Source organism: Pseudomonas sp. Root401 (assembly GCF_001425105.1).
GTDB lineage: Bacteria > Pseudomonadota > Gammaproteobacteria > Pseudomonadales > Pseudomonadaceae > Aquipseudomonas > Aquipseudomonas brassicacearum.
In genome coordinates this window covers 78081-97580 of sequence record NZ_LMDO01000065.1, presented here as the reverse complement: position 1 = coordinate 97580, position 19500 = coordinate 78081, and the positions used below count along the sequence as shown (strand labels likewise).

Below are 19500 nucleotides of genomic sequence, written 5' to 3'. Positions count from 1 at the left end.
CGCGAGCAAGCTCGCTCCCACAGGGGACGCTTATCTTTAACCGGCAATCAATTGCCGCAACACATAGTGAAGGATCCCGCCGGCCTTGAAATACTCCACTTCATTCAAGGTATCGATCCGGCACAGCACTTCGATTCGTTCCTGGCTGCCGTCCTCGCGGGTAATGACCAGGGGCAGGTTCATGCGCGGCGTCAGTTCGACGTCGTTGAGCCCGAGGATGTCCAGGGTTTCCTTGCCCGTGAGGTTCAGGCTCTTGCGGTTCTGGTCGAGCTTGAACTGCAACGGCAGCACGCCCATGCCCACCAGGTTGGAGCGATGGATGCGCTCGAAGCTTTCGGCGATCACCGCCTTGACCCCCAGCAGGTTCGTGCCCTTGGCTGCCCAGTCCCGGCTCGAGCCGGTGCCATATTCCTGGCCGGCGATCACCACCAGTGGCGTGCCGGCGGCCTGGTACCGCATGGCGGCGTCGTAGATCGGCATTCGTTCGCCACTGGGAATGTAGATCGTGTTGCCGCCTTCTTCGCCGTCGAGCATTTCGTTGCGAATGCGGATATTGGCGAAGGTGCCGCGCATCATCACCTGATGGTTGCCGCGCCTGGAACCGTAGGAGTTGAAGTCTCGCGGCTCCACGCCTTGTTCGCGCAGGTAGCGACCGGCCGGGCTGTCTGCCTTGATGTTGCCGGCCGGGGAGATGTGGTCGGTGGTCACCGAGTCTCCCAGCAGGGCCAGGACCCGGGCGCCTTCGACGTTCTTGACGGCCGGTGGCGGTCCGTCGATGTCGTCGAAGAACGGCGGGTGCTGGATGTAGGTCGAGTCGTCCTGCCAGACGTAAGTCGCCGCTTGCGGCACTTCGATAGCCTGCCATTGCTCGTCACCGGCAAACACGGCGGCGTATTCCTTGTGGAACATGCTGGTGTTGACCTGGGCCACGGCGGCGGCCACTTCCTGGCTGCTGGGCCAGATGTCCCGCAGGTATACCGGCTTGCCGCCCCGGTCGTTGCCCAGCGGCTCGCTGCTGATGTCGATACGCACCGTGCCGGCCAGGGCATAGGCGACCACCAGCGGCGGCGAGGCCAGCCAGTTGGTCTTCACCAGTGGGTGTACCCGGCCTTCGAAGTTGCGGTTGCCTGACAATACCGAGGCCACCGTCAGGTCGGCTTTCTGAATGGCTTTTTCGATCGGCTCCGGCAACGGTCCGGAGTTGCCGATGCAGGTGGTGCAACCATAGCCCACCAAGTCGAAACCAAGTTTATCCAGGTACTCGGTCAGGCCGGCCGCCTTGTAGTAGTCGGTGACCACCTTGGAGCCCGGGGCCAGGGAACTCTTGACCCACGGCTTGCGGGTCAGGCCCTTTTCCACGGCTTTTTTCGCCAGCAGCCCGGCGGCCATCATCACGCTGGGGTTGGAGGTGTTGGTGCACGAGGTGATCGCTGCAATCACCACCGCGCCGTTTTTCAGGCGATGGGTGTGGCCTTCGAATTCGTATTCGGCTTCGCCCACCTGATCGGCATTGCCCACCGCGACGCCACCGCCACCTTCACTTTCCAGGCGACCTTCTTCTTTGCTGGTGGGTTTGACCTGCAATCCCAGGAAGTCGCTGAAAGCCTGGCCGACATTCGGCAGCGAGACCCGGTCCTGCGGGCGTTTCGGTCCGGCGAGGCTGGCCTCGACGCTGCCCATGTCCAGCTCCAGGGTGTCGGTGAACACCGGTTCCTGGCCGGGCAAGCGCCACAGGCCCTGGGCTTTGCAATAGGCCTCGACCAATTTCACCGTTTCCGCTGGGCGTCCCGACAGGCGCAAGTAGTCCAGGGTCACATCGTCCACCGGGAAGAAGCCGCAGGTGGCGCCGTATTCCGGCGCCATGTTGGCGATGGTGGCGCGGTCGGCCAGCGGCAGGTCGGCCAGACCGTCGCCATAGAACTCGACGAACTTGCCCACCACACCTTTCTTGCGCAGCATCTGCGTGACGGTCAACACCAGGTCGGTGGCGGTGATGCCTTCGCGCAACTTGCCGATCAGTTTGAAGCCGATGACCTCGGGAATCAGCATCGACACCGGCTGGCCGAGCATGGCGGCTTCCGCCTCGATCCCACCGACGCCCCAGCCCAGTACGCCGAGGCCATTGATCATGGTGGTGTGGGAGTCAGTGCCCACCAAGGTGTCCGGGAACGCGTAGGTGCGACCGTCTTCCTCTTTGGTCCACACGGTGCGGCCCAGGTATTCGAGGTTGACCTGATGGCAGATGCCAGTGCCCGGCGGCACCACGCTGAAGTTGTCGAAAGCGCTCTGGCCCCAACGCAGGAAGGCGTAGCGTTCGCCGTTGCGTTGCATTTCGATGTCGACGTTTTGCTCGAACGCCTGGCTGCTGGCGAATTTGTCCACCATCACCGAGTGGTCGATCACCAGGTCCACCGGCGACAGCGGGTTGATCCGCTGGGGATCGCCGCCGGCCTTTTCCATGGCGGCGCGCATGGCGGCCAGGTCGACCACGGCGGGGACGCCAGTGAAGTCTTGCATCAACACCCGTGCCGGGCGGTATTGAATCTCGCGGTCGGAACGGCGCTCCTTGAGCCAACCGGCCAGGGCCCTGAGGTCGGTGCCGGTGACGGTTTTTTCATCTTCCCAGCGCAGCAGGTTTTCCAGCAGCACCTTCAACGACATGGGCAGTTTGTCCAGGTCACCCAGGCTTCGGGCGGCATCCGGCAGGCTGAAGTAGTGGTAGGTCCTGGCGTCGACTTGCAGTGTTTTAAGGGTTTTCAGGCTATCGAGGGACGGCATTGAAATCACTCCTTTGAGTCCGCACGGCTACGGACTGACGGAACGGACAGAGCCTTTAACCTAGCCCTGTTTTGAGCGTATGACTAATCACTGGACTCTATGGGCAGGTTCGCGGTTCCGAACTCCGCTATCATGCGGCGGTTTTCGTGACAGGCTTTGCTACGGAGTTTCAATGAACACGCTTTTCATGCACTGCCGGCCGGGCTTCGAAGGCGAGGTCTGTTCCGAGATCGCCGAACACGCGGCCCGGCTCAACGTGGCCGGCTACGCCAAGGCCAAACCGGCCAGTGCCTGCGCTGAGTTTGTCTGCACCGAGGACGACGGCGCCGAGCGGCTGATGGGCGGCCAGCGCTTCGCCGAACTGATTTTTCCGCGCCAGTGGGCGCGCGGTACGTTCATCGATTTGCCGGAAACCGATCGCATCAGCGTCATCCTGGCCCACATGGCCGCTTTCCCGACCTGTGGCAGCCTGTGGCTGGAAGTGGTGGATACCAACGACGGCAAGGAACTGTCGAACTTCTGCAAAAAATTCGAAGGCCCGTTGCGCAAGGCGCTGATTGGCGCCGGCAAGCTGGTGGACGACCCGCGCAAGCCGCGCCTGCTGCTGACTTTCAAGAGTGGCCGCGAAGTGTTCCTGGGCCTGGCCGAATCCGATAACTCGGCGATGTGGCCCATGGGCATTCCCCGCCTGAAGTTTCCCCGGGAAGCGCCGAGCCGTTCCACTCTCAAGCTTGAAGAGGCCTGGCACCATTTCATTCCCCGGGACCAGTGGGACGAGCGCCTGCACAGCGACATGACCGGCGTGGACCTCGGCGCCGCGCCGGGTGGCTGGACCTGGCAACTGGTCAACCGGGGCATGCTGGTGACCGCGATCGACAATGGCCCGATGGCCGAAAGCCTGATGGACACCGGCCTGGTGCAGCATCTGATGGCAGACGGCTTCACGTTCAAGCCCAAGCAGCCGGTGGACTGGATGGTCTGCGATATCGTCGAGAAACCGGCACGCAACGCGGCGATGCTGGAAGAGTGGATTGGCGAAGGGCATTGCCGCGAGGCCGTGGTCAACCTCAAGCTGCCGATGAAACAGCGCTATGCCGAGGTCATGCGCCTGCTCGAACGCATCGCCGAGGGGTTCAAGGCTCGGGGGATCAAGGTCGAGATCGGTTGCAAGCAGCTGTACCACGATCGCGAGGAAGTGACGTGCCATCTGCGGCGGTTGGATACGAAAAAGCCCCGTGGGAGCAAAGCTGTGGGAGCAAAGCTTGCTCGCGATGAACGATGACGCGGTCCGGAGATCGAGGTGCCTGCATCGCGGGCAAGCCTTGCTCCCACAGTCTTGCTCTCACATGTTTGCCGCCCCACAGGCTTTGCTCAGAACCGACATTGCGCGACAATACCGGCCAGTTTCAGGAGTAGAACATGAGTGAAATGAACGACACGCCGGTGGACGGCACGCTGGATGCCACGGGGCTCAATTGCCCGGAACCGGTGATGATGCTGCACCAGCACATCCGCGACCTGGTCCCCGGCGGGCTGCTGAAAGTCATCGCCACCGACCCCTCGACCCGCCGCGACATCCCCAAGTTTTGCGTGTTCCTGGACCACGAACTGGTGGCCCAGCAGGAGGAAGCAGGCACTTACCTCTACTGGATCCGCAAGAAACTCGCTTAATCCGTCGAGCGGCTGATGCGGATCTGCTTGCGCGCGCTGCGTGCCAGGCGGATCGACAGCATCAGCGCCGCGCAACTCAAGCCCACGATCAAGCCTTGCCACAATCCGCTCGGGCCGCTGGCCGCGCCGAGCCAGTCGGTCAGGCCCAGGGCATAACCCACCGGCAGGCCGATGCCCCAATAGGCGAACAGGGTCAGGATCATCGTCACCCGGGTGTCCTGGAAGCCGCGCAACGCGCCTGCCGCCGTGACCTGGATCGCATCGGAAAACTGGAACAGCGCCGCATAGACGATCAGCATCGAAGCCACGTCGATCACCACCGGATCGGCGGTATAGATCGCCGCGATGGGCCCGCGCAGTGCGAACATCAGGCTCGCCGACAGGCAGGCATACGCCAGGGCCGTGCCCATGCCCACCCCAGCGGCGAAGCGCGCTTCGCGAGGCTGACGACGGCCCAGGGCCTGGCCGACCCGCACCGTGACGGCCATGCCCAGGGAGTAGGGGATCATGAACACCAGGGAACTGAAGTTCAGCGCGATCTGGTGCCCAGCCACCACCGTGGCACCGAGGCTGCCGATCAGCAGCGCGATCACCGCGAAAATGCTCGATTCGGCGAACACCGCAATGCCAATCGGCAAGCCGATGCCCAGCAGGCGCTTGATGACCGCCCATTGCGGCCAGTCGAAACGGCTGAACAGCCGGCTCGACTGATAGGCCGGCGCCCAGCGAGCCCAACCGGCCATGCCCAGGGCCATGACCCACATCACGATGGCCGTGGCCCAGCCGCAACCGACGCCGCCCATGGCGGGCACGCCCAGGTGCCCATAGATGAAGATGTAATTGAGCGGAATGTTCAGCGCCAGCCCGCACAGCCCCAGCACCATCGCCGGCCGCGTGCGCCCCAGGCCGTCGCTGAAGCAGCGCAGTACGTGATACAGCGCCACGGCCGGCAGGCCCGTGCCGATGCCCCGCAGGTATTCCATGCATGGGCCAATCAGTTCGGGGTCGACATTCATGATGTGCAGGATCGGTTCGGCGCTGAACAGCGCCAGTGTGGCGATCAACCCCACCACCAACGCCAGCCACAGCGCCTGGCGCACCAGCGGCCCGATCTCGTCGAACGTACCGGCACCGAAGCGCTGGGCAACTTTCGGCGTGGTCGCCAGCAATGTGCCGGTCATCAACAGGAACACCGGCACCCAGATCGAGTTGCCCAGGGCTACGGCCGCCAGGTCCCGCGGGCCAACCCGACCGGCCATCACCGCATCGACAAACCCCATGGCGGTGGTTGCCAGTTGCGCCACCATGATCGGCAAGGCCAGGGCCAGCAAGGTCCTGAGTTCAAGGCGAACGCGGGCCGGGCGGGAGAGGGTGGTGGCGGTATCGATTGCAGGGTTCACAGGGAAAGCGTCCGAAAAGGTTAAGCGCAAGGCGGCGAATTCTACGCCTTGACACAGTGGTCAGGAAAAAACCTGTGTTGTGGATTTGTAATCGTTTTTTCAGTTTTCGAGCACCTGTGGGAGCAAGGCTTGCCCGCGATGAAAATGATGCGGTCTGCCGAGGAACCGAGGCGCCGGCATCGCGAGCAAGCTTTGCTCCCACATACATTCCCATGCCACAACATCATTCGCTCCGGGTAATGCACAGGCCCAACGGAACGCCTACACTGCCCCTCCCGCCAAAGGAGCTCCGCCATGCTGATCGTCGCCGACGAAAACATCCCCCTGCTAGATGCATTTTTCCAAGGATTCGGCGAAATCCGCCGGGTACCGGGCCGGGGGCTCGACCGGACGATGGTCGAGCAAGCCGACGTGCTGCTGGTGCGTTCGGTCAGCCAGGTCAATCGGGCCCTGCTGGAAGGCAGCAAGGTGCGCTTCGTCGGCACCTGCACCATCGGCACCGATCACCTGGACCTGGACTATCTAGCCGAGGCCGGTATCCGCTGGGCCAGCGCGCCGGGCTGCAATGCCCGTGGCGTGGTGGACTATGTGCTGGGCAGCCTGATGACCCTGGCGGAAATCGAAGGCGCACAACTCGAGCAACGAACCTTCGGCGTGGTCGGCGCAGGCCAGGTGGGCGGGCGGTTGATCGAGGTGCTCAAGGGGCTGGGCTGGACCGTAAAGGTCTGCGATCCGCCGCGCCAGGCCGCCGAGGGGGGCGACTATGTGAGCCTGGAACAGATCATCGAGCAGTGCGATGTGATCAGCCTGCACACACCGTTGACCCACGACGGCGAGCAACCGACCTGGCACCTGTTCGACGAGGCGCGTCTGAACCAGCTCAAGCCCGGGACCTGGCTGATCAACGCGGCCCGCGGCCCGGTGATCGACAACGCCGCGCTACGCGAAGTGTTGCTGGAACGCGAAGACCTGCAAGCGGTGCTGGATGTCTGGGAGCAGGAACCCACCGTGGATGTGGACTTGGCCGATTTGTGCTTGATCGCCACCCCGCACATTGCCGGTTACAGCCTTGATGGCCGCCAGCGCGGCACCGCCCAGATCTACCAGGCCTTGTGCGCTTTCCTGGAGCGGCCGGTTGAGGTCAGCCTCAGCGACCTGTTGCCTCGACCTTGGCTGGGTGGCATCACCCTGGATGCCGCAACCGACCCGGCCTGGGCCTTGGCGGCGTTGTGCCGGAGTGTGTACGACCCCCGTGGCGACGACGCGAACTTTCGCCGCAGCCTGGTGGGCACGGTCAGCGAGCAACGCAGCGCGTTCGACGCCTTGCGCAAGCATTATCCGCCACGGCGGGAAATCGACAGCCTGAAGGTTCGTATCGAGGGGCAGTCGGCGGCCTTGCAACAGATCGTGACAGCGCTGGGTGCCACCACCCTTTAAGGGCGGTGCGCTCTTGTGGCGAGGGAGCTTGCTCCCGCTCGGCGGTGTAGGAGCTGGCGAAGCCTGCGATCTTTTGATCTTTCACTTGGAATCCAAGCGTCAGTGGAAAGATCGCTGCCTCGCTCCGCTCGACAGCTCCTACAACGCAGTCCCGCGTGCCACAGGCGCCTGCAAAGTCGGCAGGCATAAAAAACCCGACATCAAGGTCGGGTTCAATCGAGACGGGCTGTATCACTTTTGTTCGGCAGGCTTGACCAGTCGTTTTTCCAGCTCGCTGCAGGCTTTCTGGATCATGTCTTCGGTGATCGGTACTTCGCGCCCTTGGGCGTCGATGAACGAGCAGCCCAGAGACTGGTCCGGTTGCGTGCGGATTACTTGAATCTTGTCGTCGCTGCTGTGTTGCAAGGACATGGCCTGTCTCCTCATCAGGTTGTGTGCCTACTTTAATGTCGCCAGGTGACCGAGCCATGACACTCCTTGTAGGTTCATGGCGACACCTCCACTCAATCAGAAACATAGTTGCGTTTCCAGCCAGACTTTAGACCGATAACATCTAGCCTCTAGTCGTTGTGGTCATATTTAACCCGACTCATTCTGATTCAATTTGGTTCCGCTACGCTTTGGCGTCGCTGGCCGGCCTTTTTCCTGCTGCATTATCGGATGCCCTTGATGCTTTCTTCCCGACATCGCCGTGCCATACGCCTGGCCAGCGGCTTCATCGCCCCTTACCGCAAACAGGTCGCCGGCGCCTTGCTGGCCCTGATTGTCACCGCCGGTATTACCTTGTCCATGGGCCAAGGCATCCGGTTGCTGGTGGACCAGGGCTTCATGACCCGCTCGCCGCACCTGCTCAATCAATCCATCGGCCTGTTCATGGTGCTGGTGGTGGGGTTGGCGATCGGTACGTTTTCGCGGTTTTACCTGGTGTCCTGGATCGGCGAGCGGGTGGTGGCCGATATCCGGCGGCAGGTCTTCAACCATCTGGTGTACTTGCACCCCGGTTTCTACGAAAACAACCGCAGTTCGGAAATCCAGTCGCGGCTGACCGCCGATACGACCTTGCTGCAATCGGTGATCGGTTCGTCGCTGTCGTTGTTTTTGCGCAACGCCTTGATGGTGGTGGGCGGCATCGTGCTGTTGTTCATCACCAATCCCAAGTTGACCAGCATCGTGGTGATTGCCCTGCCGCTGGTATTGGCGCCGATCCTGGTCTTTGGTCGTCGGGTGCGCAGTTTGTCGCGCCAGAGCCAGGACCGCATTGCCGACGTCGGCAGCTACGTCTCCGAAACCCTTGGCCAGATCAAGACCGTGCAGGCCTACAACCACCAGGTCCAGGACGAACAACGATTCTCCGTGACGGTGGAACAGGCTTTCGACACTGCCCGCAAGCGCATCGCCCAGCGGGCCTGGCTGATCACCCTGGTGATCGTGCTGGTGCTGGGCGCGGTGGGGGTGATGCTCTGGGTCGGCGGCATGGATGTGATCGCCGGGCGGATTTCCGGTGGTGAGCTGGCGGCATTCGTGTTCTACAGCCTGATCGTCGGCAGTGCCTTCGGCACCCTGAGCGAAGTGATCGGCGAGCTGCAACGGGCGGCGGGTGCGGCAGAGCGCATTGCCGAGTTGCTGCGTTCGGAGAACATCATCCAGCCGCCGGCTTCAGGCCTTGTCACCTTGCCGGAGCGGGTCCGGGGCGATCTGCGCCTCGAAGGCGTGCGTTTTTCCTATCCCTCCCGGCCGGACAGCTATGCGGTCGACGGCCTCGACCTGACCATCAAGGCCGGCGAGACCCTGGCCCTGGTCGGGCCTTCCGGTGCGGGCAAGTCAACGGTGTATGACCTGTTGCTGCGCTTCTACGATCCGGTGCAAGGGCAGATCCTGATCGACGACGTGCCGTTGACTCGCCTCGATCCGCTGGACTTGCGCCGCCACTTCGCCCTGGTTTCACAAAACCCGGCGCTGTTTTTCGGCACGGTCGAAGAGAACATCCGCTACGGCAACCCCGACGCAACGTCCGAGCAGGTGCGTGAGGCCGCGCAGATTGCCCACGCCCACGATTTCATCGAAAAAATGCCCGACGGCTACCAGACCCACCTGGGTGATGGTGGTCTCGGGTTATCCGGGGGGCAACGCCAACGCCTGGCCATCGCCCGGGCGTTGCTGGTGGACGCGCCGATCCTGCTGCTGGACGAAGCCACCAGCGCCCTCGATGCGCAAAGCGAACACCTGATCCAGCAAGCCCTGCCCAACCTGATGAAAAACCGCACGACCCTGGTCATCGCCCACCGTCTGGCCACGGTGAAAAACGCTGACCGGATCGCGGTGATGGATCAAGGCAAGGTGGTTGCGGTGGGCACTCACCAGGAGCTGGTTGCCAGCAATGCGCTGTACGCGCGGTTGGCGGCGTTGCAGTTCAATGTTGGCCTGGAGGCGGCAGCCGACTAAGTATGGTCCCTTGTGGGAGCGAGCTTGCTCGCGATAGCGGTGAGCCAGCTTGCATCCATGTTGAAGGTGCCACCGCCATCGCGGGCAAGCTCGCTCCCACAAGGTCCAGCAAGCGAGCAAAAGAAATGCCCGCATCTTTCGATGCGGGCATTTTCTCTTCTCAGGAACAGCTTGCGCTAATAATCACTGATCATCGAAATACCGCTCATGCCAATCCACCAGCGGTTGCGGCGAGTTGAGTTTCTGGCCGTAGATCACCGAGTACGACAACACGTTCTGCACGTATTGGCGGGTTTCGTCGAAAGGAATGCTTTCGACCCAGACGTCGAAGCTCAAGTGGTCGGCGCCGCGCAGCCACTGGCGCACGCGACCGGGGCCGGCGTTGTAGGCCGCCGAAGCCAGGACACGATTACCATTGAACTGGCTGTGAACCTGGCTCAGATAGGCCGCGCCCAACTGGATGTTCTTGTCCGGGTTCAACACTTGCTGTGGGGAGGCCAGGGGAATGCTGAACTTGCGCGCGGTTTCCTTGGCGGTGCCAGGCATCAATTGCATCAGGCCGGCGGCACCGACACCGGAGCGGGCGTCGTCCATGAAGGCGCTTTCCTGGCGGGTAATGGCGAACGCCCAGCTTGGATGCAGGCCGCGGATCTTGGCTTCGCGCACCAGGGTGTCGCGGTGGGCCATCGGGAAACGGATGTCCAGGTCGTCCCAGTACTTGGCCTGGCTGATGGTGCGAATGGCCGGGAAATACCACTTCAGGTCATAAGCCAGTTTGGCCTGGGCGACCATCTCGTCCCGGTTGAAATGACGGCTGACGTGATACCACTCGCGACGCCCGTCGACGATGTCCCCACGGGCATGAAATTCCAGCGCCCGACGCACGCCAGGGGTGTTGCGCACTTTGTTGATCAGCGCCTGGCTCATCACCAGCGGCTTGTTGATGAGCGAGTACGGCGACTGGGAACGGTCGGCGGCCAGGAAACCATAGAAATCCCGTTCACGGGACAAGTGCTTGTAGAGCGTCAGCGCCTCGGGGTTCTGCGGTTGCGCCAGTTCCAGCGTACGGGCTTGCCAGTACCGCCAGCGATTGGTGCTGGACAGTGACTCCGGCAGGCGACGGGTCAGTTGGTAGGCATCGTCCCAGCGGGCCAGGCGCAGCAGCAGGCGCAAGCGCCACTCCGAAACGGTGTCATCGCGCAGTTCCGGGTCGTATTTCGTCATCACGTCCAAGGCCCGGCTGTCGAAGCGCTTGGCCAGCGTCAGGCCGATTTCCCGGGCAATCGCGACTTTTTCATCTCGGGAAAAATGCATGGTGCTGGCGTAGCCGTCCAACAGCGCCATGGCCTTTTCCGGATCCTGGCGGGCCAGGCGACGCAGGCCGAGGCTGACGATATCGGACATCGGTTCATCGGCCGGGATGAAGCGCGAGGGCTGGTTGAGCAACTCGGGTTTTTGCGCCACGTCCACCAGCAACTTGCCGCGGGGGGCGAGGGTGGTCAGGCCGCTGACCAGGCTGTTGGCCAGCGGGTAGTTGCGGGCCTGGGCCGCCAGTTTTGTGCGTTCCCAGCGTTTCTGTTCGGTTAACTGGCCCTGGGAGGCCCATAGGCCGAACAAGGCATCGCACGCCTGGGGCTGGGATTTACCGGAGAGCCACAGCTTTTCGGTATTGGCATAGCCTTCGGCCTTCAAGCCATGGCTGAGCTGGTACTGGGCGTTAAGGCAGTCCAGTTCGGTGAAATTGAGCTTGGGGTCGTAATACTTGACGAAGGTCTCCCAGTCGCCGCGCTCGGTCAGCCAGCGCAGCCAGCGCAACTTCATCCAGTTGGCCTGGGGCAGATCACCGTGTTCGGCGAGGAACTTCTCGATTTCGGCGTTGCTGGCGCTCTTGAGGCGAGCGGTCAATTCGTCGTAGGCCAGATAGGGTTCCAGCGGATAATCACGCAGGGCCTGGCTGTAGCGAAAGTAAGGGCCGGAATCACCCTTGGCCAAGGCGCGCTTGGCCTCGTCGTAATATTGGCGTTGAGTGGAGATATCCACCGCCTGCGCGGATTGAACGGCAGTGGCACATACAAAAAGACACGATAAAACACTGAAAAGGCGACTGCGCATGAGACGTCCGGGCATAAAAAACATGACAAGCCCAAGGGGTAACCCAGGGTAACTATCTGTAGCTTAGCCTTTTGCCAGCAGCCGGCGAAAGCTTTGCAGGGCCGTCGATGCAAGTTCGCAACATTTGTTATGCAGAGTGCTTCGGTGGCGAAATTGGCGGACCCTTGAGGCCTCATCTCAGGTAGAATGCGCGCCCGGTTTTTGGAGAAGCTCATGACCCTGCTCAAATTCAGCGATGTGTCCCTTGCTTTCGGCGCTATGCCGTTGTTGGACAAGGTGTCCTGGCAGATCGCCCGTGGTGAGCGGGTGTGCATCATCGGCCGCAACGGCACTGGCAAGTCCAGCATGATGAAGCTGGTCAAGGGCGATCAAAAGCCCGATGACGGCTCGGTCTGGCGCGCGCCAGGCCTGAAAATCGGCGAATTGCCCCAGGAACTGCCGGTGGCCGACGAGCGGACCGTTTTCGACGTGGTCGCCGAAGGCCTGGACGGTGTCGGCGCGCTGTTGGCCGAGTACCACCACCTGAGCCAGAACATCGTCACCGATGCCGACCTGGACAAGTTGATGCACGTGCAGCACGACCTTGAAGCCCGAGACGGCTGGCGTCTGCAGCAACTGGTCGACAGCACCCTGAGCCGCCTGCAATTGCCGGCCGACAAGACCCTGGCCGAGTTGTCCGGCGGCTGGCGTCGTCGCGTCCTGCTGGCCCAGGCCCTCGTGTCCGAGCCGGACCTGCTGCTGCTCGACGAACCGACCAACCACCTGGACATCGGCGCCATCGCCTGGCTTGAAGAAGCCTTGAAGGACTTCCAGGGTGCGGTGCTGTTCATCACCCACGACCGTTCCTTCCTGCAGAACCTGGCGACCCGCATCCTTGAACTGGACCGTGGCGGCCTGATCGACTGGAACGGCGACTACGCCAGCTTCCTGGTACACAAGGAAGCGGCGCTGGCGGCGGAAGAAACCGCTAACGCGTTGTTCGATAAGAAACTGGCCCAGGAAGAAGTCTGGATTCGCCAGGGCATCAAGGCGCGTCGCACCCGCAACGAAGGCCGTGTGCGGGCGCTCAAGGCCTTGCGCATGGAGCGCAGTGAACGTCGCGAGCGTACCGGCAAGGCCAACATTCAGTTGGATACCGCTGACAAGTCCGGCAAACAGGTGATGGTCCTTGAGAACGTGAGTTTCGCGCACCCGGGCGGCCCGTTCCTGATCAAGGACTTCTCCATGGTCCTGCAGCGTGGCGATCGCATCGGCCTGCTGGGTGCCAACGGTACCGGCAAGACCACCTTGCTCAAGCTGATGCTCGGCGGCCTGGTGCCGACCAATGGCAAGGTGGAGGAGGGCACGAAGATCGACGTCGCCTACTTTGACCAGTTGCGCCATCAGTTGGACCTGGAAAAGACCGTGATCGACAACGTCGCCGAAGGCCGCGATTTCATCGACATCGATGGCCAGAGCCGCCATGTGCTGAGCTACCTTGGCGATTTCCTGTTCAGCCCCCAGCGTGCCCGTACGCCGGTCAAGGCGCTGTCGGGTGGCGAGCGCGCCCGTCTGTTGCTGGCCAAGTTGTTCAGCAAACCGGCCAACTTGCTGGTGCTCGACGAACCGACCAACGACCTGGACGTGGAAACCCTGGAGTTGCTGGAAGAGGTGTTGCTGACCTTCAACGGCACCGTGCTGATGGTCAGCCACGACCGGGCATTCCTCGACAACGTGGTCACCAGCACCCTGGTGTTCGAAGGCGAAGGCCTGGTGCGTGAATACGTCGGTGGCTATCAGGACTGGCTGCGCCAGGGCGGCTCGCCGCGTCTGCTGGGGGTAACCGAGAGCAAGTCCGGCAAGGCCGACCTGAATTCGGCCGTGGTCAAGGCCGAGCCAGCTCCGGTGGCTGCCGCGACGGCCCCGGCACCGGCCAAGAAAAAACTCAGCTACAAGCTGCAGCGCGAGCTGGAGGCGCTGCCGGGTGACATCGACGCGAAGGAACAGCAGATCGCCGCGGTGGAAGCGGAGATGGCTGATGCCGGCTTCTACCAGCGACCTGCTGCCGAAACCGCCAAGGTCATCGCGCACCTGGAGCAGTTGCAGGCCGAGCTGGACGCACTGGTCGAGCGCTGGGCTGAACTGGACGCTTGATCCGCTGTTAAAAAAATCCCGGTGTTGCGTGGCGAGCACCGGGATTTCTATTTGAAACGCTATTCCCCTGTAGGGGTGAGCCTGTGGGAGCAAGCTTTGCTCCCACAGGCTCGCTCCCACAAGGTCAGGGTCTGGGGTTATGTGCGCTTGACCAGGTGCACCGCCAACACATCGCAAGGCGCGCCATGCAGCACGTCGTTGGCGGTCGAGCCCAGCAACAGCGCCAGGCCGTGGCGACCATGGCTACCGACCACAATCAGGTCGCAGCCCTGTTCCTTGGCCAGGTGATGGATCTCCTGGCGCGGCTGGCCGTAGGTCAGGTGGCTGAATTCCTTCTTCAGGGCAGGGTATTTCACGATCAGTCGGTCAAGGCGTTCCTTGGCCTGGTCGAATTGCTGCTGTTGCAACTGGGAAAGGTCCATGGGCACGTCGCCGCCGAAGGCCATGGCCATTGGTTCGACGATGTGCACCAGCGACAGCTTGGTGTCCCGGCTTTCGCAAAGGGCGAGGGCGCGCTTGACGACCGGATCGCATTCTTCAGTGAGGTCGACGGCGACCAGAACGTGTTCGTAGTACATGGAAAGCACTCCAGAGAATTGCGATACGGTAAGTATGGCTGGTTTCAAGCGCATTGACGGCGACGTGGCTCAATGGGCTCATCAGAATTCGGGAGTACGAATATGACGGTCTGGATAGTGGTGTCAATCCTGTTGGTGGTGTTAAGTCCGCTGGCATGGTTGCGTCCGTCCCGTGTTCAGAGCGGTCGCATGGCCCTGCGCATGGAGGCGCGACGCCTGGGCCTGGCCATGCAACTGGCGCCGCAGGAGTGGCCGCACTGGCTCGGCCAGCAGCCGCCAAACCCCTGCGCCCAGTACCACCGGCCCCGGCGTGGCAAGGAGCCGGCTGTCTGGAGCTATTGGCAGACTGCGCCAGGCGTCTGGGTCAACCAGTGGCGAGAAGTCTGCCAGGATGAGTCCCTGCTCAATCATTTCGAAAAACTGCCGGCCAACGTCTACAAGGTCGAAGCCGATCGGCAAATGATCGCCTTGTACTGGGGCGAGAAGGGCGAAGCCAGTGTTTTGCAAGACATTGCCAGCACCCTCAAGGCGCTGGCCTGAATCTCATAGTTTGTCCTCCCGTAGGAGCTGTCGAGCGAAGCGAGGCTGCGATCTTTACCCAGGCCATTGAGTCTCAAGCGAAAGATCGCAGCCTTCGGCAGCGCCTACCGGCATAAAAAAGCCCGACAGTCTCATCGGGCGGGTTGGCCAGGCAGGCCGGTAAACAATCTCGTGTCAGGACGTGCGTTCGTAACGTCCTTTGTTCCCAATTTTCAATCGCGTCCCGACAGCGTAGACCGCTGGATCCGATATGTCTGGAATTAGGGCGATTTTTCTAATTATTGATCCTATGAATAGCTGCTCATGCGGCGCCGTGTTGCGGATCCGTACGGTACGGAAATGACCGTGAAGTCGCGTTCACGCCTGTGTTTAGGGCGATTGACAATTGTCGGAAATTCCGTGAAGGTGACGTACCCAAATCAAACGGGCGTATGAATTGAGCGTTTGTATTTTCAGAATGCTCCTACAGACCCCGACTATCGCGTTGACGGGTGTGCCTGGCGGATTGGCGTAGCATCGACGGTAAACGTCAATGCCGAACCAGTGGTCAGCGTTCAACGTGTACTGTTCAGCTTCCATATCGTGGAGATCAGTTGATGATTTACGAAGGTAAAGCCATCACGGTTAAGGCTCTTGAAAGTGGCATCGTCGAATTGAAATTCGACCTCAAGGGTGAGTCCGTCAACAAGTTCAACCGTCTAACCCTGAATGAATTGCGTCAGGCTGTGGACACTATCAAGGCAGATGCTTCGATCAAGGGTGTGATCGTCAGCAGCGGCAAGGACGTGTTCATCGTCGGCGCCGACATCACCGAATTCGTCGACAACTTCAAGCTGCCCGATGCCGAACTGATCGCTGGCAACCTCGAAGCCAACCGTATTTTCAGCGACTTCGAAGACCTCAACGTACCGACCGTCGTGGCCATCAACGGCATCGCCCTGGGTGGCGGCCTGGAAATGTGCCTGGCGGCGGATTACCGCGTCATGTCCACCACGGCCAAGATCGGCCTGCCGGAAGTCAAGCTGGGCATCTACCCAGGCTTCGGCGGCACCGTGCGCCTGCCGCGCCTGATCGGTGCCGACAATGCCATCGAGTGGATTGCCGCGGGCAAGGAAAACCGTGCTGAAGACGCGTTGAAGGTCGGTGCCGTGGATGCCGTGGTCGAACCTGGCAAGCTCCAGGAAGCGGCCCTTGAAACCCTCAAGCGCGCCATCAGCGGCGAGTTCGATTACAAGGCCAAGCGTCAGCCGAAGCTGGAAAAGCTCAAGCTCAACGCCATCGAACAAATGATGGCCTTCGAAACCGCCAAGGGTTTCGTGGCCGGTCAGGCAGGCCCTAACTACCCGGCGCCGGTCGAAGCGATCAAGACCATCCAGAAAGCCGCGAACTTCGGCCGTGACAAGGCTCTGGAAGTCGAGGCCGCCGGCTTCGTCAAGCTGGCCAAGACCTCGGCTGCGCAAAGCCTGATCGGTCTGTTCCTCAATGACCAGGAACTGAAGAAAAAGGCCAAGGCCTACGACGAAATCGCCAGTGACGTGAAGCAGGCCGCCGTGCTCGGCGCCGGCATCATGGGGGGCGGTATCGCCTACCAGTCGGCGTCCAAAGGCACGCCGATCCTGATGAAGGACATCAACGAACACGGGATCGAGCAAGGCCTGGCCGAAGCCGCCAAGCTGCTGGTCGGCCGTGTCGACAAAGGTCGCATGACCGCTGCGAAGATGGCCGAAGTGCTCAACGGCATTCGTCCGACCCTGTCCTACGGCGATTTCGGCCATGTCGACCTGGTGGTCGAAGCCGTTGTCGAGAACCCGAAGGTCAAGCAGGCGGTACTGGCTGAAGTCGAAGACAAGGTCAAAGAGGACACCATCCTGGCCTCGAACACCTCGACCATCTCCATTTCGCTGCTGGCCAAGGCCCTCAAGCGTCCGGAGAATTTCGTCGGCATGCACTTCTTCAACCCGGTGCACATGATGCCGCTGGTGGAAGTGATCCGTGGCGAGAAGTCCAGCGAACACGCCGTTGCCACCACCGTGGCCTACGCCAAGAAAATGGGTAAGAACCCGATCGTCGTCAACGACTGCCCGGGCTTCTTGGTCAACCGCGTGCTGTTCCCGTACTTCGGCGGTTTCGCCAAGCTGGTCAGCGCCGGTGTGGACTTCGTGCGCATCGACAAGATCATGGAAAAATTCGGCTGGCCGATGGGCCCGGCGTACCTGATGGACGTGGTCGGCATCGACACCGGCCACCACGGTCGCGATGTCATGGCCGAAGGTTTCCCGGACCGCATGAAGGACGACCGTCGTTCGGCTGTCGACGTGCTTTACGAAGCCAAGCGCCTGGGCCAGAAGAACGGCAAGGGCTTCTACGCCTATGAGACCGACAAGCGCGGCAAGCAGAAGAAAGTCGCCGACTCGTCGGTGCTGGAAGTGCTCAAGCCGATTGTCTACGAGCAGCGCGAAGTCACCGACGAGGACATCATCAACTGGATGATGATCCCGCTGTGCCTCGAAACCGTGCGTTGCCTGGAAGACGGCATTGTCGAAACCGCCGCCGAAGCCGACATGGGTCTGGTCTACGGTATCGGTTTCCCTCCATTCCGTGGCGGTGCGCTGCGCTACATCGATTCGATCGGTGTCGCCGAGTTCGTTGCCCTGGCTGACCAGTACGCTGATTTGGGCGCGCTGTACCACCCGACCGCGAAGCTGCGTGAAATGGCCAAGAACGGCCAGAGCTTCTTCGGTTAAGCGCCCAACGACTAGAGCGAGAGAACATTTATGAGCTTGAATCCTAGAGACGTCGTGATTGTCGACTTCGGTCGTACGCCGATGGGCCGCTCCAAGGGCGGCATGCACCGCAACACCCGCGCCGAGGACATGTCGGCGCACCTGATCAGCAAACTGCTGGAGCGCAACGTCAAGGTCGACCCCAACGAAGTCGAAGACGTGATCTGGGGCTGTGTGAACCAGACCCTGGAGCAGGGCTGGAACATCGCCCGCATGGCCTCGCTGATGACCCAGATCCCTCACACGGCGGCGGGCCAGACCGTCAGCCGCCTGTGCGGTTCGTCCATGAGCGCACTGCACACTGCCGCCCAGGCGATCATGACCGGCAACGGTGACGTGTTCGTCGTCGGTGGTGTCGAGCACATGGGCCACGTGAGCATGATGCACGGCGTCGATCCGAACCCGCACATGTCGCTGTACGCGGCAAAAGCCTCGGGCATGATGGGCCTGACAGCGGAAATGCTTGGCAAAATGCACGGCATCACCCGCGAACAGCAGGACGCCTTTGGCGTGCGCTCCCACCAGCTCGCCCACAAGGCGACCGTGGAAGGCAAGTTCAAGGATGAGATCATCCCGATGCAGGGCTACGACGAGAACGGTTTCCTGAAGCTGTTCGACTACGACGAAACCATTCGTCCGGAAACCACCCTGGAAAGCCTGGCGGCCCTCAAGCCGGCATTCAATCCGAAGGGCGGCACCGTGACAGCCGGTACCTCGTCGCAGATCACCGATGGTGCCTCGTGCATGATCGTGATGTCGGCCCAACGTGCCCAGGACCTGGGTATCCAGCCGATGGCGGTGATTCGTTCGATGGCCGTGGCGGGTGTGGACCCGGCGATCATGGGCTATGGTCCAGTACCGGCCACGCAGAAAGCCTTGAAGCGCGCAGGCCTGGGTATTGCCGATATCGACTTCTTCGAACTCAACGAAGCTTTCGCCGCACAGGCCCTGCCAGTGCTGAAAGATTTGAAAGTGCTCGACAAGATGAACGAGAAGGTTAACCTGCACGGCGGCGCGATCGCCCTGGGTCACCCGTTCGGTTGCTCCGGTGCGCGTATCTCCGGCACGCTGCTCAACGTCATGAAGCAGAATGGCGGCACCTTTGGTGTGTCCACCATGTGCATTGGCCTTGGCCAGGGCATCGCCACTGTCTTCGAACGCGTCTAAGCGTTGCGTTGATGGAAGCCGGGGCCAAGTGCCCCGGTTTTTGTTTTTTCGGGTTTAGTAAAAAAAAGATTTTGTTTTTATTTTGAAAAGATTTGAGTGAGTGCCAAGCATGCCGATACAACCTGGGCTCTACCAGCATTACAAAGGTCCGCAGTACCGCGTATTCAGCATCGCGCGGCATTCCGAGACCGAGGAAGAAGTGGTCTTCTATCAAGCCCTGTATGGCGATTACGGCTTTTGGGTGCGTCCCTTGAGCATGTTCGAGGAGTCCGTCGAGGTTGACGGCGAACAGGTGCCACGCTTTGCTTTGGTGCAGGCCGAGGAGAGCATTTTTTCCAAGCCTTGAGGCCTGTATGCGGGCAACCCTGCGCTTGACCTCACCTTGCAGCCACTATATATAGCGGTGCCGCGTCAGGCGCCAACCGCCTTTCACTTTTTAGAATTCAGGAATTTTCTGAT

General features: G+C 61.4%; 14 protein-coding genes. 9 read left to right on the top strand and 5 right to left on the bottom strand.

Going from position 1 to position 19500, the window contains the following annotated elements; all coding sequences use genetic code 11:
- Positions 1 to 36: 36 nt before the first annotated feature.
- Complete coding sequence (gene acnA, locus ASC85_RS29335) at positions 37 to 2778, bottom strand: aconitate hydratase AcnA (RefSeq protein WP_057452406.1); 2742 nt, start codon at positions 2776 to 2778, stop codon at positions 37 to 39.
- Between the two features lie 172 nt (positions 2779 to 2950).
- Here acnA and rlmM point away from each other — a divergent pair, with 172 nt between their 5' ends.
- Both rlmM and tusA read left to right on the top strand, forming a co-directional pair.
- On the top strand, positions 2951 to 4060 hold the full coding sequence (gene rlmM, locus ASC85_RS29330) for a 23S rRNA (cytidine(2498)-2'-O)-methyltransferase RlmM (RefSeq protein WP_057452405.1): 1110 nt from the start codon (positions 2951 to 2953) through the stop codon (positions 4058 to 4060).
- 137 nt (positions 4061 to 4197) lie between these two features.
- Positions 4198 to 4449: a sulfurtransferase TusA gene (tusA, locus tag ASC85_RS29325; protein ID WP_014339369.1), complete on the top strand. Its 252-nt coding sequence runs from the start codon at positions 4198 to 4200 to the stop codon at positions 4447 to 4449.
- Here tusA and ASC85_RS29320 read toward each other — a convergent pair.
- Entirely contained in the window at positions 4446 to 5849 is a 1404-nt protein-coding gene (locus tag ASC85_RS29320) for an MATE family efflux transporter (protein ID WP_057452404.1), read from the bottom strand. The two genes, tusA and ASC85_RS29320, sit on opposite strands and share 4 nt — an antisense overlap.
- Positions 5850 to 6143: 294 nt before the next feature.
- Between ASC85_RS29320 and pdxB the strand changes: the two genes are divergently transcribed.
- The gene (pdxB, locus tag ASC85_RS29315; RefSeq protein ID WP_057452403.1) at positions 6144 to 7286 is read left to right on the top strand and encodes a 4-phosphoerythronate dehydrogenase PdxB; all 1143 of its coding nucleotides are present in this window, start codon (positions 6144 to 6146) and stop codon (positions 7284 to 7286) included.
- Positions 7287 to 7517: 231 nt separating this feature from the next.
- On the opposite strand, the gene ASC85_RS29310 is transcribed toward pdxB, so the two are convergent.
- Positions 7518 to 7697 carry a PA1571 family protein gene (locus tag ASC85_RS29310; protein ID WP_003199629.1) on the bottom strand — a complete coding sequence of 60 codons (180 nt, stop codon included), beginning with the start codon at positions 7695 to 7697 and terminating at the stop codon, positions 7518 to 7520.
- A 249-nt stretch (positions 7698 to 7946) separates the two neighbouring features.
- Here ASC85_RS29310 and ASC85_RS29305 point away from each other — a divergent pair, with 249 nt between their 5' ends.
- Positions 7947 to 9728: an ABC transporter transmembrane domain-containing protein gene (locus ASC85_RS29305; RefSeq protein ID WP_162254905.1), complete on the top strand. Its 1782-nt coding sequence runs from the start codon at positions 7947 to 7949 to the stop codon at positions 9726 to 9728.
- 183 nt (positions 9729 to 9911) lie between these two features.
- Here the strand turns inward: ASC85_RS29305 and ASC85_RS29300 are convergent, their stop codons facing one another.
- Positions 9912 to 11840 (bottom strand): transglycosylase SLT domain-containing protein, encoded by a 1929-nt coding sequence (locus ASC85_RS29300; RefSeq protein WP_057452401.1) that lies wholly within the window; start codon positions 11838 to 11840, stop codon positions 9912 to 9914.
- Between the two features lie 213 nt (positions 11841 to 12053).
- Here ASC85_RS29300 and ASC85_RS29295 point away from each other — a divergent pair, with 213 nt between their 5' ends.
- Entirely contained in the window at positions 12054 to 13973 is a 1920-nt protein-coding gene (locus tag ASC85_RS29295) for an ATP-binding cassette domain-containing protein (protein ID WP_057452400.1), read from the top strand.
- A gap of 137 nt (positions 13974 to 14110) precedes the next feature.
- Here the strand turns inward: ASC85_RS29295 and ASC85_RS29290 are convergent, their stop codons facing one another.
- Positions 14111 to 14551 carry a universal stress protein gene (locus ASC85_RS29290; protein ID WP_003199636.1) on the bottom strand — a complete coding sequence of 147 codons (441 nt, stop codon included), beginning with the start codon at positions 14549 to 14551 and terminating at the stop codon, positions 14111 to 14113.
- A 102-nt stretch (positions 14552 to 14653) separates the two neighbouring features.
- Between ASC85_RS29290 and ASC85_RS29285 the strand changes: the two genes are divergently transcribed.
- The 4 genes from ASC85_RS29285 to ASC85_RS29270 all read left to right on the top strand — a co-directional run bounded on the left by ASC85_RS29285 (position 14654) and on the right by ASC85_RS29270 (position 19387).
- Positions 14654 to 15091, top strand: a complete 438-nt coding sequence (locus ASC85_RS29285) for a hypothetical protein (protein WP_057452399.1) — start codon at positions 14654 to 14656, stop codon at positions 15089 to 15091.
- A gap of 596 nt (positions 15092 to 15687) precedes the next feature.
- A complete protein-coding gene (fadB, locus tag ASC85_RS29280) occupies positions 15688 to 17835 on the top strand; it encodes a fatty acid oxidation complex subunit alpha FadB (protein WP_057452398.1) in 2148 nt (715 codons plus the stop codon).
- A 30-nt stretch (positions 17836 to 17865) separates the two neighbouring features.
- Positions 17866 to 19041 carry an acetyl-CoA C-acyltransferase FadA gene (fadA, locus tag ASC85_RS29275; RefSeq protein WP_024618393.1) on the top strand — a complete coding sequence of 392 codons (1176 nt, stop codon included), beginning with the start codon at positions 17866 to 17868 and terminating at the stop codon, positions 19039 to 19041.
- A 109-nt stretch (positions 19042 to 19150) separates the two neighbouring features.
- A complete protein-coding gene (locus ASC85_RS29270) occupies positions 19151 to 19387 on the top strand; it encodes a DUF1653 domain-containing protein (protein ID WP_003199644.1) in 237 nt (78 codons plus the stop codon).
- Positions 19388 to 19500: the final 113 nt, after the last annotated feature.

Coding starts and splice junctions, on each gene's coding strand:
- acnA (WP_057452406.1), bottom strand. CDS start 2,778: ATGCCGTCCCTCGATAGCCTGAAAACCCTTAAAACACTGCAAGTCGAC.
- rlmM (WP_057452405.1), top strand. CDS start 2,951: ATGAACACGCTTTTCATGCACTGCCGGCCGGGCTTCGAAGGCGAGGTC.
- tusA (WP_014339369.1), top strand. CDS start 4,198: ATGAGTGAAATGAACGACACGCCGGTGGACGGCACGCTGGATGCCACG.
- pdxB (WP_057452403.1), top strand. CDS start 6,144: ATGCTGATCGTCGCCGACGAAAACATCCCCCTGCTAGATGCATTTTTC.
- ASC85_RS29310 (WP_003199629.1), bottom strand. CDS start 7,697: ATGTCCTTGCAACACAGCAGCGACGACAAGATTCAAGTAATCCGCACG.
- ASC85_RS29305 (WP_162254905.1), top strand. CDS start 7,947: ATGCCCTTGATGCTTTCTTCCCGACATCGCCGTGCCATACGCCTGGCC.
- ASC85_RS29300 (WP_057452401.1), bottom strand. CDS start 11,840: ATGCGCAGTCGCCTTTTCAGTGTTTTATCGTGTCTTTTTGTATGTGCC.
- ASC85_RS29295 (WP_057452400.1), top strand. CDS start 12,054: ATGACCCTGCTCAAATTCAGCGATGTGTCCCTTGCTTTCGGCGCTATG.
- ASC85_RS29290 (WP_003199636.1), bottom strand. CDS start 14,551: ATGTACTACGAACACGTTCTGGTCGCCGTCGACCTCACTGAAGAATGC.
- ASC85_RS29285 (WP_057452399.1), top strand. CDS start 14,654: ATGACGGTCTGGATAGTGGTGTCAATCCTGTTGGTGGTGTTAAGTCCG.
- fadB (WP_057452398.1), top strand. CDS start 15,688: ATGATTTACGAAGGTAAAGCCATCACGGTTAAGGCTCTTGAAAGTGGC.
- fadA (WP_024618393.1), top strand. CDS start 17,866: ATGAGCTTGAATCCTAGAGACGTCGTGATTGTCGACTTCGGTCGTACG.
- ASC85_RS29270 (WP_003199644.1), top strand. CDS start 19,151: ATGCCGATACAACCTGGGCTCTACCAGCATTACAAAGGTCCGCAGTAC.